General features: G+C 57.1%; 16 protein-coding genes. 15 read left to right on the top strand and 1 reads right to left on the bottom strand.

The genetic code is table 11. The annotated features are described in order from the left end of the window. The first annotated feature begins 90 nt into the window (after positions 1-90). The 11 genes from fliF (at position 91) to CU048_04605 (ending at position 12,618) form a co-directional block, all read left to right on the top strand. Positions 91-1,743 (top strand): flagellar M-ring protein FliF, encoded by a 1,653-nt coding sequence (gene fliF / locus CU048_04655; GenBank protein ID QBR70685.1) that lies wholly within the window; start codon positions 91-93, stop codon positions 1,741-1,743. Continuing rightward, on the top strand, positions 1,740-2,384 hold the full coding sequence (locus CU048_04650; protein ID QBR70684.1) for a hypothetical protein: 645 nt from the start codon (positions 1,740-1,742) through the stop codon (positions 2,382-2,384). Before fliF ends, CU048_04650 begins: the two co-directional genes overlap by 4 nt. Continuing rightward, positions 2,371-3,555, top strand: a complete 1,185-nt coding sequence (locus CU048_04645) for a flagellar motor protein MotB (protein QBR70683.1) — start codon at positions 2,371-2,373, stop codon at positions 3,553-3,555. Before CU048_04650 ends, CU048_04645 begins: the two co-directional genes overlap by 14 nt. Beyond that, entirely contained in the window at positions 3,555-4,760 is a 1,206-nt protein-coding gene (locus CU048_04640) for a hypothetical protein (protein QBR70682.1), read from the top strand. Before CU048_04645 ends, CU048_04640 begins: the two co-directional genes overlap by 1 nt. A gap of 185 nt (positions 4,761-4,945) precedes the next feature. Beyond that, positions 4,946-6,139, top strand: a complete 1,194-nt coding sequence (locus CU048_04635; protein ID QBR70681.1) for a hypothetical protein — start codon at positions 4,946-4,948, stop codon at positions 6,137-6,139. 49 nt (positions 6,140-6,188) lie between these two features. Next, positions 6,189-6,656, top strand: a complete 468-nt coding sequence (locus CU048_04630) for a lytic transglycosylase (GenBank protein ID QBR70680.1) — start codon at positions 6,189-6,191, stop codon at positions 6,654-6,656. 129 nt (positions 6,657-6,785) lie between these two features. Continuing rightward, positions 6,786-7,478 carry a two-component system response regulator gene (locus CU048_04625; GenBank protein QBR72660.1) on the top strand — a complete coding sequence of 231 codons (693 nt, stop codon included), beginning with the start codon at positions 6,786-6,788 and terminating at the stop codon, positions 7,476-7,478. A gap of 805 nt (positions 7,479-8,283) precedes the next feature. Then, on the top strand, positions 8,284-9,591 hold the full coding sequence (locus tag CU048_04620; protein ID QBR70679.1) for a hypothetical protein: 1,308 nt from the start codon (positions 8,284-8,286) through the stop codon (positions 9,589-9,591). 57 nt (positions 9,592-9,648) lie between these two features. Then, on the top strand, positions 9,649-11,004 hold the full coding sequence (locus CU048_04615) for a hypothetical protein (protein QBR70678.1): 1,356 nt from the start codon (positions 9,649-9,651) through the stop codon (positions 11,002-11,004). A 580-nt stretch (positions 11,005-11,584) separates the two neighbouring features. Further along, positions 11,585-12,253 (top strand): hypothetical protein, encoded by a 669-nt coding sequence (locus CU048_04610; protein QBR72659.1) that lies wholly within the window; start codon positions 11,585-11,587, stop codon positions 12,251-12,253. Beyond that, a complete protein-coding gene (locus tag CU048_04605; GenBank protein ID QBR70677.1) occupies positions 12,250-12,618 on the top strand; it encodes a hypothetical protein in 369 nt (122 codons plus the stop codon). Before CU048_04610 ends, CU048_04605 begins: the two co-directional genes overlap by 4 nt. A gap of 106 nt (positions 12,619-12,724) precedes the next feature. Here CU048_04605 and CU048_04600 read toward each other — a convergent pair whose 3' ends face one another. Continuing rightward, the gene (locus CU048_04600; GenBank protein QBR70676.1) at positions 12,725-12,913 is read right to left on the bottom strand and encodes a hypothetical protein; all 189 of its coding nucleotides are present in this window, start codon (positions 12,911-12,913) and stop codon (positions 12,725-12,727) included. 140 nt (positions 12,914-13,053) lie between these two features. On the opposite strand from CU048_04600, the gene CU048_04595 reads away from it, so the two are divergent. The 4 genes from CU048_04595 to CU048_04580 are packed head-to-tail and all read left to right on the top strand — an operon-like array spanning position 13,054 to position 14,579. Further along, positions 13,054-13,425, top strand: a complete 372-nt coding sequence (locus tag CU048_04595; protein QBR70675.1) for a hypothetical protein — start codon at positions 13,054-13,056, stop codon at positions 13,423-13,425. A gap of 13 nt (positions 13,426-13,438) precedes the next feature. Beyond that, positions 13,439-13,807, top strand: coding sequence for a hypothetical protein (locus CU048_04590; protein ID QBR70674.1), 369 nt, complete (start codon positions 13,439-13,441; stop codon positions 13,805-13,807). A 16-nt stretch (positions 13,808-13,823) separates the two neighbouring features. After that, on the top strand, positions 13,824-14,195 hold the full coding sequence (locus CU048_04585) for a hypothetical protein (protein ID QBR70673.1): 372 nt from the start codon (positions 13,824-13,826) through the stop codon (positions 14,193-14,195). Positions 14,196-14,207: 12 nt separating this feature from the next. Then, positions 14,208-14,579 carry a hypothetical protein gene (locus CU048_04580; GenBank protein ID QBR70672.1) on the top strand — a complete coding sequence of 124 codons (372 nt, stop codon included), beginning with the start codon at positions 14,208-14,210 and terminating at the stop codon, positions 14,577-14,579. Positions 14,580-14,588: the final 9 nt, after the last annotated feature.

Here is a 14,588-nt window from a genome sequence, read left to right as displayed (position 1 = left end):
GGAGAGCGCGGCCTTTCTTTTTTCATGCTCAGGCAAGCTTGTGGGCCCAGATTGCTCTTCGCTTAGCAACGCGCGGGGTCGGACAACAATATGATCGGGCAAGAACAGCTTGAGGGCCTTTGGGCCAGCCTTCTGAAGCTCGGTTCGCGGCGCCTCATTGCGCTCGCGGTCATTGGACTTTCGGTGTTTATTTTGACCGGTCTCGCAGGCTATTTTCTAAGCCGACCGGCGCTGGAGGTGCTGTATGCGGGGCTCGACAGACAAGACGTCAGCCGCATCGCGGGAGTCCTCAAGGAAGCCGATATTGCATTCGATGTGAATTCGGAAGGCAATACTGTCCTCGTCCGCTACGGAGAAACGGGGCGGGCGCGGATGATTCTCGCGGAGAAAGGCCTGCCCAATAGCCCCAATGCGGGCAATGAACTTTTTGACAAGCTTGGCTCGCTCGGTTTGACGTCTTTCATGCAGGAGGTCACCCGTGTCAGGGCGCTCGAGGGGGAGCTGGCCAGGACCATCCAGCTGATGCGCGGGATCAAGGCCGCTCGCGTGCATATTGTCTTGGCCGAGGAAGGATCGTTTCGGCGCATGCGACAGCCGCCTTCCGCTTCCGTTGTCATCCGAACCGATTCATCTTTTGACGCGGCTGCGGCCAAGGCGATACGGCATTTGGTTGCAGCCGCAATTCCCGGGATGTCGATCGCGGACGTCACCGTCCTGAGTACAGACGGCGTGCTTCTCGCGTCCGGAAACGATCAGGCGGACGCCGCGCCGGGCGCCATGCTCGCGCTGGAAAAGACTGTTTCCCAGGCCATTCTCGATAATATTCGAAAGACCCTCATTCCCTATTTCGGTTTGACCAATTTTCAGATCAGCGTAGCGACAAGGTTGAATACCGACAAGAAGCAGACCAACGAGACGATCTTTAATCCCGACTCCCGGGTTGAGCGGTCCGTCCGCACCGTGAAGAACAATCAGGTCTCGCAAAACTCGACCAGTTCATCGCCGACGTCGGTCCAGCGCAACCTGCCGCAGGAAAGCGCAAGCGCGAATGACGGAAAGCAGTCCAACGAAGAAAACCGCAAGCAGGAAGAGCTGACAAATTATGAAATTTCTTCGAAGTCGATTTCGACGGTCAGCGGCGGTTACGGGATCGACAATCTCTCGGTCGCTGTGCTTGTCAATCGCTCCAGCCTTCTCGCTTCGTTGGGCGACAAGCCGACACCGGAAGCGATCGACCGCCAAATGAAGGAGATCGAACAACTGGTCTCCTCCTCCGCCGGGGCACGAAAGGAACGTGGCGACTTAATCAAGATTTCGGCGGTTGATTTTGTCGACGTGGGGCACGATCTTGAGCCGCAGCCCGCGCCCGCCCTTGGCGAATTGCTGCTGCGTCAGTCAGGGACTGTCTTGAACGCCTTAACGATCTTGGTCGTTGCGATCCTCCTGATCTGGTTCGGATTGCGGCCGGCTACAAAAGCGATCTTTGCGGTACCGAATCCACCGTCGGCCACCCCCCTTCAACTGGGCTTGCTGGATGACCTCCCGCCGCTGAACTCCGATGATGGCGAGCCGGCGCAGCTTGCGAACCAGACGGCGACAGGGGAGGCCAATCTCATCGAGGATTTGACCCATAGTCCAAGGCGGGCGCCGCAAAGACGGTTGCAGCAAATCGTCGAACTCGATGAAGCGCAAGCTGCCGCGGTTTTGAAACAATGGATGCACCAAGGGGAGCGTGGGGCATGACCCGCTCGGTGGCGCAGTATTTAATGCGGTTTGCCACCTCCGACGGAGGACAAGCTGCCGTGGTAAAGCCCAGCGAAATGATCGGGCCGCTGCCCGAGATGGAGGTGGCCCGCGAAGATCCGGTGCACGCGCATCGGGCCGCTCGAGAAGAGGGCATGTCAGAGGGCCTCGAATTGGCCCGAGCCGAATATGACGCGCGGATTGTTAAGGAAAGGGAGGCCTTCGAGGCTCGCCTGGCCGCGGAAAGGCAAAGATGGATCGAACAAGAAGCTAAAACGCTGAGCGATAAAATTGAAACCGCTTTTGCGGCGGTTGGGATGAATATTGGCGAAAGTGTCGAGAAAGTTCTTCGACCCTTTATCGTCGATGCCTTGCGGTACAAGGTTGTCGATCTGCTCACCGAAAGCGTCACAGCATTACTCCGCGGCGGGGTAGAACCGGTCATCAAGATCCACGGCGCCAAGGATCTCCTCGCTGCACTGGGCGCAAAATTATCTGGGCTATCGGCGGCAATCGAATATGCCCCGGCCGAGACGGTCGAAGTTGAGATTGTTTCCGGCCAAACAATTATCGAAACCCAGATATCGGCTTGGATCGAGCGTATCAACACTCTGCCGGAGCGAGATTGTGTCCGATCGTGAACACCGAGAGATTTTCATCATCAAGCGTCATCCCGCCCACGACGAAGGGCACCATGGCGGTGCTTGGAAAATTGCATTTGCCGATTTTATGACCGCGATGATGGCGCTCTTCCTTGTCCTATGGCTGATCAGCTCGACCAGCGAAAAGACCAAGCATGCGGTGGCTCAATATTTCAATCCGGTCAAACTTGTGGAGATGACGACATTGAAAAAAGGGTTTCGCGATCCGTTGGACACCGAAATGGGACCAGGGCCCAACCCCAAGGAATCGCGGCTCGAATCGGACTCGCAATCCCGCAGCCCTTCCTCGGTCGCGCGGGAGGCGGAGCATTTGCAAAAGACCGGTGCCGCTGCCATCCAGAAGGAGGGCGCGCTGTTTGCCGATCCTTTTGCCGTTCTCGCCGAAATCGTCGCGAGGGCGCCTATGCAGAGCTCCAACGTTTCAGAAAATGCTGCTTCGAGCGTGAACGGCCTCGGAGCGGATCCATCTGAAAGTTTCGAAGATCCATTTGCGACTGCGGCGCGAGAGCCGGAACGAGGGGCCCGGCAGACTTCAACGCTTGACGGCGAGGCGCGCGGTGCTGCCAATGAGGTTGGCCGCTCCGGGGGTAGCGTCGCGGCGCCCTTACCTCCACGGCCGACGAGCATGTCAGCGCAGTCTCAGGCTCGTCCGCATGATGGAGCAGACGAAGTTCCAGCACAGGCAAGCCCCGCTAAGGCGGCCAAACTGAAATCGGAAATCGTCGAAGCTTTGAACAACGGCGCCAAAGACATCCCGGGCGTTGACGTGCAGCAGACCGCTGAAGGAATGCTCATCAGTCTCGCCGACGATAATAGTTTTTCGATGTTCGCCGTGGGTTCGGCGGAGCCGTCCCCCAAGACGGTTCAGGTCATGGAGAAAATTGGTCTTCTCCTTAAGGGCAGGCCGGGTTCGATCGTCGTTCGGGGCCATACCGATGGACGCCCCTTCAAGTCGGCGGCTTACGACAATTGGCGCCTGTCGTCCGCGCGTGCGCAGATGGCTTTATACATGCTGGTTCGGGGTGGGTTGAGCGAAAACCGGGTGGAAAGGATCGAAGGTCATGCCGAGCGTCATCTAAGGGCCCCACAGCAACCGCTTGCACCCGAGAACCGACGGATCGAAATCTTGCTGCGAAAGGATGGGCCTTGATGAAGCGCGCGAGATACGCTCTTTGTGCGGCGGTTGTTGCTGCTTACGCTGGACAGGCGGCGGCGCAAACCCAAATTCGGCTGGAGGGCAAACAGCCTTTTGAAATCATCCGATCATTTCAAGCCCTCCAAGATCAGATCGTTCTGGGAAACGCGGCGGTTAAGGAAAATCTGCCCAAGGCGATGGAGCAGATCTCCGCTCGCTTGCTCGCCTCTGATCGCGAGGTCTGGCGGGAGGCAAAAAATGCCCAGGCCGCAGTGATTTTTTCATTAAGCGGGGGCAAATCCAAACTCCTTCGACGGGGATTGGAGATTGCGCTCAGTCCAGAATCTGATCTGGAGCTGATGCGGGGCGCCCTCGCTTTTATGGAGGGCCGCGATGCGGAAGCAAAAAAAATCCTCTTGCCAATCGATGCGAGGGCCCTGGCGTCGACAGTCCGCGGCCACATCGCAATCGTTCAATCTACCCTCGTTGCAAAAGACGATCCAAAGGCCGCAATCGGGTTTCTCGATCAGGCCCGCATTTTGGCGCCCGGAACCCTTGTCGAGGAGACGGCTTTGCGCCGCGAACTCATTCTTGCCGATGAGCTTGCCGACTTCGACAAATTTGCCTCGTTATCCCGACAGTATTTGTGGCGTTTTCCGAGGTCGGTCTATTTCGATAATTTTCGTCAGCGTTTTGCATCTTCGATCATACGGTTTTGTTTGACAGGCGAGACTGCGTCATTTTGGAAAATTGAGAACTTGCTGAGTGAACTCGATTCCCTGGAGCAGCTCAGGCTGTATTTGCAGATCGCTCATACGTCTGTCTTGAACGGCAAGGTAGGTTCGACCGTCTTTGCCTCCGGGAAGGCGGTTCAATTGTCCAAGGCGGGGAGCATCGAAAACGCACGGGCGAAACTCTATCAAAGTGCGGCATTGATTCTAACCAATCAAATTGAAGCGGGGCAAAGTGAACTGGAAAGGATCGACCCAGCGCTTCTCCCGAAACCGGACCTTCAGCTCAAAGAAGCGATCGTTTCGCTCGGAAGCCTTATTCGCAACGATCCAGAGGTCGTGGCGGCGGCGAGCGCTTCAGAATCTAACGATCGAAGCTCGCTTGCTCGCGACGAAGCGGGGGAGGGCGGCTCCCTATCCGCGCTTATGGATCTTGCCCATCGAAAGCTCGGAGAAACCGACGAATTGCTGAAAGGGAAGCGGAATTGAACGGTGTCGGGGGATCCTATAAAAGCGCCCGGGCTTCCCTTGAGGTTGTGGCGTCCACGGCCTCCCGGACGAGGGGTGGCGTCGATCGCACACGCTCCGGCTCGAATTCCGCGACAGGCTTCGATGAGCAACTCTGCCAATTGCATAGGCTGGACGGTGCGGTTAAGGGGCCGCCCCTTCAATCTATGCCGTCTGCTCGATTATCCCCTACTGATCAAAATATCTTGGACGCAAAGGAAAGTTCAGCTCCGGATGAGCAAGGCGAACCGGGAACCGAAACCTTTGACTTGAGGTCGGGCTTAGCAACCGCCTCTAGGCAATCGCATAGCAGGAACCCCGGTCAATTTCCCGAACATTCCAGGGTTTTCTCTTCAATAACGGCGGAGGCTTTAGGCACAGGTATTGGCGTTGCCTCCGATCCTTTGGCGCGAAGCAGGCCGAATGCGATTCATGCGAATCCAGCCGGTGAGTTCCCAACGGACTTCGAAGTGAGCGCGATGTCGGAAGCGGCCCTCCCACGCAACTGGGGCGCCGAGCCACGTGTAGGCACCGAGATCTGTTCACCGAAAGCCGAGGTGGTTTATGTTTCCGGCGATATGCCTCACGCAACGTCCGCATTTGGGCCTGTCCTCCAGCCTGCCTTGAAACCCAACGGCCCAACGCCTTCAAATCATATGCCCCTGACCGTAAAGCTTGATCTGCGTAAAACGGAGTCGGACGGTCAACTGTCTCCGACGTTAAATCGAAAGGGAGGCGAGGATTTTGAAGTTGCGCCTGCAGCGCGGATCAAGGTTTCGGTCCTGGATCATCAAACCCATCTCGGGGTGGCCCGTGAGGTTTCACCTGCCGTTCAAATTGCCGATCTCGTCGCAGCTTCAGCCAGTGCTGACCATCCTGAGGCCGGCGACGCCAATGAAATTCCAAGTGGCGGGCGCGGCGCGGCCGGGGCCGGTCCCCATGCCTCCGCAGCGAGGGTTCAAATCTTGCGGCTGAGACTCGAGCCCGAAACCTTGGGTGGCGTAACCATCAGAATGCGCCTTTTAGGTGCCCGGCTGGATCTGCAACTGGCAGCCGAACGCCCCGATACCATGAGATTGATGGAGAAAGACAAGGACCTGCTTGCCGACAAGCTACGGTCTGCAGGCTATGTCATGGATGCTCTGGTCATCAGGACTTCAGAGTCGCCACCGGAACATGTGAGGCTGGGTATCGATGGTGCGCCGAACGGAAGAGAGCAATCAGCGACCGGATCCAATGGAGATCCAAGTCCCAACGACCGCCCGTCGACGCAGGAGAGTCGTCGAAATTCCGCGGCCGCAGTTGCGGAGGACGCTCAGGATCATATTGGTGGTCGCAGTATCGGCGATCTTTACCTTTGACGTCCGACGGGCGGCCCACGGTGCACCGGCCAATATTTGCGAACGCGAAATGGCGCAGGCGGCGAAAACCTATGATGTCCCCTTGGCGCTCCTTTATGCTGTCGGCATGACGGAGACGGGCCAGCGGGGTTCGTTGCATCCTTATGCGCTGAATATCGAAGGTCCGTCGTTTTTCGGCGACAATCTGGAAGATGCATTGCGCCGTTTTGACGAGGCGCGTCGGAGCGGCGCGAGGCTCATCGATATCGGGTGCATGCAGATCAATTTTTATTTTCATTCAAACCGATTTCCGTCGCCAGCGGCGATGTTCAATCCGCATGAAAATGTCACCTACGCCGCGCGCTTTCTCAAGGAACTCAAAGAAAGGGAAGGCAGCTGGACGCTTGCGGCTGCACGCTATCATGCGGGACCCGGCAATATTCAGGCTCAGAAGCGGTATGTCTGTCAGGTGATCGCCAATATGGTTGCGAGCGGCTTTGGAGCTTGGACCGCAAATGCCACCGCGTTTTGCCATTGACCCTCCGGCAGAACATGGCGTGCAGATTTTGACGCGAGAAATACAACTTTAACGGGAAATATCAATTGACGAAAAATCATAAGTTGTTAATATCAAATGAACGAAAGCAAAGATTCCTTGGGGGCTTCAGTGCTGGTGATCATCGATGAACGCGAGATCGTAACATCTGGCTATAGCAGCCGTTTCGGCAGCGAAGGCGTTTCCTCGGCTGGATTTTGTCCGCAGGAGTTTCAGGAATGGGTGAGCACAGTGGCCGATGCCGATCTCTTCGCGGTCGAGGCATTTCTTCTGGGGGACTGCCGCAATCGGCAAACTTTTCCAAAAATCATTAAGGAGCGTTCGCGCGCTCCGGTCATTGCCATGAACGAGACGCCTTCTCTCGAGCAAACGCTGGATCTCTTTGCGGCCGGAGTGGACGACGTCGTCCGCAAGCCCGTCCATGTCCGTGAAATTCTGGCTCGGGTTGGAGCAATCAGGCGACGACATGATTGCGAACGCGACTCAGCCACAGTCGGCGATTTGCGAGTCTTTTTCGACGGAAGGGATCCACAACTCAGGGGCGTGCCTCTGCCCTTGCCTCGGCGCGAACGAAGAATCCTCGAATATTTGGTCAATAACCGAGGAAGACGGGTCAGCAAATCCCAGATCTTCAATTCCATCTACGGAATCTTTGACGAAAATGTTGAAGAGAACGTTGTCGAAAGCCATGTCAGCAAGCTGCGCAAAAAATTGCGTCGTCAGCTCGGATATGACCCCATCAATTCGGTTCGATACCTCGGATATCGGTTGGACGATTCAATGCCGGCAATTGTGCAGGGCTGACGCTGTCAAGAGGACGCTCGCCGCTATCTGGAAAATGGAGGCAGCCTGAAGACGGGTCTGCGATGATGTAAGACGACGCAAAACGGCGCGCTGCCGATGCGTTGACAAGCAAACGGTTGTGAGAGCTATATACGCGCATGCAGCGGCCGAATTGCGTGGCTGCCTCTCCAAACTTCCATCACTCCTCTTGAGTCGTTCGACGCGAATTGCGTTCCAGCGCGTCGTTCGCGACGGATCCTCGAAAACACGTGCCCCTCATCGTGGGGCAGAGTCTCAAATCTTCGGCTGCGATGATGTAAGACAGCGCAAAGCGGCACGCTGCCGATGCGTTGACATGCGAGCCTTTGCGAGAGCTATATACGCGCCTGCAGCGGCCGAATTGCGTGGCTGCCTCTCCACCCTTCCGTCATTTGTAGCAAGTTCGCTCGACGCGAATTGCGTTCCTGTGTGTCGCTCGCGACGGGTCCTCGAAAACACGTGCCCTCATCGCAGGGCAGAGTCTCAAATCTTCGGCTGCGATGATGTAAGACAGCGCAAAGCGGCACGCTGCCGATGCGTTGACATGCGAGCCTTTGTGAGAGCTATATACGCGCATGCAGCGGCCGAACTGCGCGCACCTTTTGAAGCGAACCGGCGTCCCCCAGAAGCAGTCTGCGGGCAGACCCTCAAAGCTCGCTTGTTGCTTTAGCTTAGAAGCGAGCAACCAGCGTTAAGCCTAGCCCATAATTTGGCAGAGATTTAGAAAGCTCTCGGCCAACCGAGCAGCTCTCACCCGCATCATCATTCATCGAAATCAGGATGGCGCATGGTCTTATTTAGCGCAGGCCAGGAGGCGGCACGCCGTCTCCTGGAAGGCCCTCAGCGTTACACCTGTCTCGCGGGCGGCACGCGCTCCGGCAAGACCTTTCTCATCGTTCGTGCCATTGTCATGCGCGCCCTCCAGGCGAAGGGGTCCCGCCACGCGATTTTGCGTTTCCATGCCAATGCCGCGCGGGCATCGATCGCACTCGATACGCTTCCCCAAGTGGCGCGGCTCTGCTTTCCCAGCGTGGCGTTCAAGGAGCGTCGGCAGGATGGATATTTCGCTCTGCCCAACGGCTCGCGCATTTGGATCGGTGGGCTCGACGACAAGGACAGGGTGGAGAAGATCCTCGGGCTCGAGTATGCGACGGTGTTTCTCAACGAGGCCTCGCAGATCCCTTATTCTTCCGCGCTGATCGCTTTGACGCGGCTGGCGCAATCGACACAGGGTCTTCAGCAGCGGGCTTTCGTGGATCTCAACCCGGTCGGGAAGGCCCATTGGACGAACGTTTTATTTGGCGTCAAACGCGATCCGGTTTCAATGCAACCCCTTAAGGATCCTGAAAACTATGCGCGTGCGTTCCTAAATCCGCCGGACAATCTCGCCAATCTCTCGACGGAATTCCTGACCAGTCTTGAAAACCTCCCGGAAAAACAACGCAAGCGCTTCTATGACGGGGTCTATGTCGATGAAGTCGAAGGCGCACTCTGGACCTATGAGGTGATCGACTCCTCCCGATGCGGCCCGGAGGATATCCCCATAGATAGACGCGCGGCCATTGTGATTGGTGTTGATCCATCGGGGGCGGCCGGACGCGACGATCTTGGCGCCGATGAGATCGGCATCATCGTGGCAGCGAGAGGTTTCGATGGCGACTGCTATGTTTTGGCGGACCGCTCTTGCCGGGAAGCGCCAGTGGTCTGGGGCAGGCGGGCGGTCACGGCCTTTCATGAATTTCGCGCCGACTGCATCGTGGCCGAAAGCAATTTTGGCGGCGAGATGGTTCGCGCGACGATCCAGGCGGCCGATCGCAACGTGCCGGTTCGTCTGGTGACCGCAAGCCGCGGCAAGGCGGTCAGGGCCGAACCGATTTCCGTGCGCTATGCGCAGGGCCAGGTGCATCACGCGGGCCGCTTCATCAAGCTCGAGGATCAATTCTGTGCCTTCTCCTCGACCGGTTACAGCGGCGGCGGTAGCCCCGATCACGCGGATGCCGCGATCTGGGCCCTGACGCATCTTTTTGGCGGCGATGATGGCACCGGCATCATCGAGTTCTATCGCCGCGAGGCCGACGCCCGAAAGCGCTTGTAACTCTACCCCGGCGCGGGTGCGGATCCGATCTTAATCATTCAATTTGAAGGAAGCAGCATGGCCGATCGTGGCGCTGGGCAGAGAAGCTGGTCGCTTAGTCCCTATGAGGTCAATGTCAGCTTCACAAGGACCGCAGCGGCAGGGGAGGCGGCGAACTGGTTTGGGCCTTTGGCTCCGATCGCGCCGCTTGCGCCTCCCGAAATTGCCGGCCGGCAATGGGACTATCCAGCCGGCTATAACCTATCGACGCTATCGCGCCCCTATGAGCCCATCACCTTCGCAACCTTGCGCGGGCTTGCGGATGGCTACGATCTTCTGCGGCTCGTTATCGAGACACGCAAGGATCAAGCTGCAGGTCAGTCCTGGACCATCAATGCGCGTGACAAGACGGCACGCTCCACGGCAGATGGCCAACGCATTGCGGCGCTGAAGGGCTTTTTCGCACGCCCGGACGGCATTCACGGCTTTGTCGATTGGCTGCGCATTCTGCTCGAAGAAGTCTTTGTCACCGACGCGCCGGCTCTCTATATGAGCCGCGATCGCGGCGGTCGGCTAAAAGCATTGATGCCGCTCGACGGCGCGACGATCAAACCGGTGATCGATCCCTGGGGTCGTCCGCCGCAGCCTTATATGGATGGCGACGCCCTCGTCTATCCGGCAGCCTATCAGCAGATTTTGAAAGGCTATCCCGCCATCAATTATTCGATGCGCGATCTGATCTATCGGCCGCGCAATCTTCGCGTCAATCGCGTCTATGGGATGAGTCCGGTCGAGCAAATTGTCACGACCGTGAATATTGCACTGCGCCGGCAATTATATCTTCTCGATTATTTCACCGAAGGCAATATTCCCGACAGCCTGATCGGTGTTCCCGAAAATTGGACGCCGGATCAAATCGCTTCCTACCAGAAATATTGGGACGCCTATTTCGATGGAGATGTCGGCCGCCGCCGCCGGGCCAAGTTCGTTCCTGGCGGGATCGCGAAAACCTTTATCCAGACGAAGGAGCCCGAACTCAAGGGGCCTTTCGACGAATGGCTTGCACGGATCGTCTGCTTTGCTTTTTCGATTTCGCCGCAGGCCCTTATTCAGCCGATGAACCGGGCTACCGCCGACACCCAGAAGGAACTTGCCGAGGAAGAAGGTCTCGCGCCAATCCTCGCCTGGGTCAAGGCGCTCATCGACGATATTCTCGCGAGCGAATTCGATGGATCGGATCTGGAACTCGTCTGGAATGCCGGTCACGAAACGGACCCCCTGACGCAGGAGACGATCCTTTCGAGCTATACGTCGAAAGGAATCCTGACACTCAACGAGGCCCGCGCCGCTTTGGGACATGAGCCTTTGCTGGAAGCGTCGGCGAATAGGCCGATGGCGCTGACGGCCGGCGGCTATGTCGCATTGCCGGAATAGGCGAAGTCGGTCGCAGGACTGAGGCCTGCCGCTGCCGATAACCAGATAGCGCGCCTTCGAAGATTTTCCGTAAGCTCATCGCGGATTCTGCATGAACGCTCTTGTCTTTGGCAGAGCGACCGGACGCTTGTCGCCCGGCGCGCTGCGCGTCCGCTTCGGTACAGTCTGGATGTGGCCTGGCATCGCTCTGACCGAAAAGCGCGGCCCAACATGTGTTCCGATCGCGGCCGATGTCGCGCGGTTCTGGATAACCCGGCTGCATGGTCCGCAGGCGAATGAGTCGGCCGTCTTGGGCTGTCTTGATGTTGCCGCGCGACGCTTGAATGAAGGCGACGAGGCGGGCGCGCAAAAGGCGCTGGAGGGGAGCGGCCTGACGCATCTATCGAGCGATGGCGCGGCGCTGATGCGTGCCGTCGCCGGTTCGCTCGGGATCGCGCCGCTGGACCTGCCGTGGGCGTATGGGCCGAGGCTGTGGCGCGCGGAACATATCGCGGCGCATCTGCCTTTGTTCAGGGATTATGCGCCAGCGGCGGGTCTGCTCGCGAAGGCGGCCGGCTGGGACGAATCGAAGCATCCGCGCGTGCCCGCCGGATCGCGCGAAGGGGGACGGTTCCAGGGCGGCGAGGGTGGGGCGGCCGGTGCGTCACCCGAGAAGCCGATCCAACTACCGGAGATTGTCATTACGCCCCTGCCGCCGTCTGGAGGCGGGATCGGGGACAACGGCGGTCTACCTTTGGAGCAGCCGCCAAAGATTCCGGAAGATGAGCCGCTTTCAGAAAGGCTGCGCAATGCTTTTGCAAAGCTAGCGGCAAGGTGGCTGGCGCGAGCTTTAGCCGGTGCTGCTTTCGGACCCGAGGGAGAGTTTATCGTCGGCTTGGAAGCGGCGGCGGAAACAGTTGCTTGGCTTTACGATAAATATCCGTTCATAAAGTCCTATCTCGATGAGCCAAAGTCTCTCGATGAGCTACAGAGGAATGTCGGCAAGCCTGAGAAAGGGTACGAGGTCCATCATATTGTGGAGCAGACCTCGGCAGAAAGGGATGGCTATTCGCGAGAGGACATCGATGCGCCGGATAATCTCGTTCGTATCCCGACCTTGAAGCATTGGGAGATTACGGGATGGTATATGACGCCGAATGAGGACTTTGGCTATATTTCCCCACGTGAATATCTCAAAGGTAAGAGTTGGGACGCAAAGCGGAAAGTCGGCCTGGATGCTCTCATTGATGCCGGAGTGTTGATGAGGTGAAGAGAAAGCTGGAAGACCTGAACGTCGATCAACTGGTCCTCCGCTTCGCAGAGATTGGCGTCGCGCAGGACCAGGCTCTCCTCTATGACGAATACAAAAAGTTCAAGCGCCTATTCAATCTGATGAATGAGGTTGACCAAGAGCTGCGAAGGCGAGGACTGGAAGCCCGCATGGCCCTGCTCCGACTATTTAATCATCCCAATATGCAGGTCCGCTTAAAAGCGGCCAAGCGCAGTCTAGGGGTCGCGCCGGAGGCAGCTCGGCAAGTAATCGAGGAAATTAAGAAGTCCCAATGTTTTCCTCAGGCGCTTGAGGCGGGCATGACGCTTCGCAATCTCGATTCAGGCTTATTCAAGCAGGACTGAATAGCCACGCGCTGCGTCATGTCTAATTCGGGGTCCTTCGCCGGGCGGCGCCCGGAAACCTGGCATTGGTTACAATGATGGACTGGCACCGGGACCTCCGCCGCCGTCAGCACGAGACACCGATGACAATATCAGTCCACCGCTTGGGCAAGACCTGCAGAGGAATGTCGGCAAGCCTGAGAAAGGGTACGAGGTCCATCATATTGTGGAACAAACCTCTGCCGAAAGGGATGGCTATTCGCGAGAGGACATCGATGCGCCGGATAATCTCGTTCGTATTCCGACCTTGAAGCATTGGGAGATTACGGGGTGGTATATGACCAAGAACCGAGACTTCAATTACCTCACGCCGAGGGAATATCTTAAGGGTAAGGGCTGGGACGCGAGACGGAAAGTCGGCATCGACGCGTTGATAAGGTTCGAGGTGTTGAAGCCATGAGACAAACCGACGTCAAATCCCTGACCGTTGATCAGTTGGTGGGCCGTTTTGCTGAGATAGGCGTCGCGCAGGATCAGGCGCTTCTGTATGCTGAAATCAGGAAATTCAACAAGCTCTTCGACCAAATGCGTGCCGTGGACGATGAACTCCGTGTGAGAGGTCTCGAAGCACGGCGAGCGCTATTTCGACTATTTGATCATGAGAATATGCAGGTTCGCTTGCAGGCAGCCAAGTGGAGCCTAGGGGTCGCGCCGGAGGCAGCTCGCAAAGTCATTCAAGCAATATATGATTCCAAATGGTACCCCCAGGCCGGTGACGCCGGGATGACATTATCAAATCTTGATTCAGGTCTGTTCAAGCCGGATTGAATGGGGCGTGCCCATGAAGCGGACCCTCGATGTACTCACGATTGATCAACTGGTGGATCGCTTCGCCGAGATCGGCATCGCGCAGGATAAGGCTCTCCTTTACGACGAGCATAAAAAGTTCAATCGTCTTTTCAATGAAATGAATGAAGTGGATCAAGAGCTGCGAAGACGAGGTGTCGAAGCTAGGCAGGCGCTGCTCAGGCTCTACGATCACCCGAATATGCAGGTCCGGGTCAAAGCGGCGATACGAACTCTCGCCGTAGCGCCTACGGCGGCACGACTTGCCCTCCAAGAGATTAAGGAAACACACTGTTACCCGCAGGCGGCGGACGCTAGCATGATCCTACGTGATTTCGATAACGGCTCTTACAAGCCAGATTGATGCGGGTATCCAGATCATGAAGCGAGCGAAACTCGAAAATATGAGTGTGGACCAATTGGTTGGTCGCTATGCCGAGGTTGGCGTTGCTCTGGAAAAAGCGGAGTTGATGGGCGAAATCGGTAGGGTCAATCGGCTTTTTGGACAAATTATTGCACTGGAAAGGGAATTGCGCGCCCGTGGTTGCGACGCCCGGCTTGCGCTATTCGCTCTCTATGATCATCCTAGTCCACAGGTGCGCTTAAATGCGGCGAAGGCAACTCTCGGGGTAGCATCTGACGCAGCTAAGCGGGTCATCCAAGATATCTATGACACGGAAAGCGGCCCTCAAGCTTTGGACGGGGGCATGACGTTGCGGTTCCTGGAAAACGGTGTGTTCAAGCCGGATTGAGTTCAGTGTCCGATGAAGCAAGCGAAGCTCGAAAATATGACCGTCGATCAACTGGTGGATCGCTTTGTAGAAATCGGCGTTGCCCAGGATCAGGCGGAGCTGATGGGCGAAATAGGAAAGTTTAATCGCCTTTATCGACAGATGGACGCGACGGAGAAAGAGCTTCGCAGAAGGGGTCGCAATGCTCGGCTTGCGTTGCTTCGACTTTATGATCATCCAAATATGCAGGTGCGCCTTAACGCTGCCAAGCGAACTCTTGGTGTCGCTCCAGATGCGGCGCGACGCGTGCTCCAAGCGATCTCTGATTCAAAATGGCAGCCGCAAGCCATGGATGCTGGTATGTCTCTTTGGAATCTCGATAGGGGTGTGTTCAAGCCGGATTGAGTCGGGCAT

Source organism: Beijerinckiaceae bacterium (genome assembly GCA_004564215.1).
Classification (GTDB): Bacteria; Pseudomonadota; Alphaproteobacteria; order Rhizobiales; family Beijerinckiaceae; genus Methylocapsa.
This window is presented reverse-complemented; position numbering and strand designations above follow the sequence as displayed.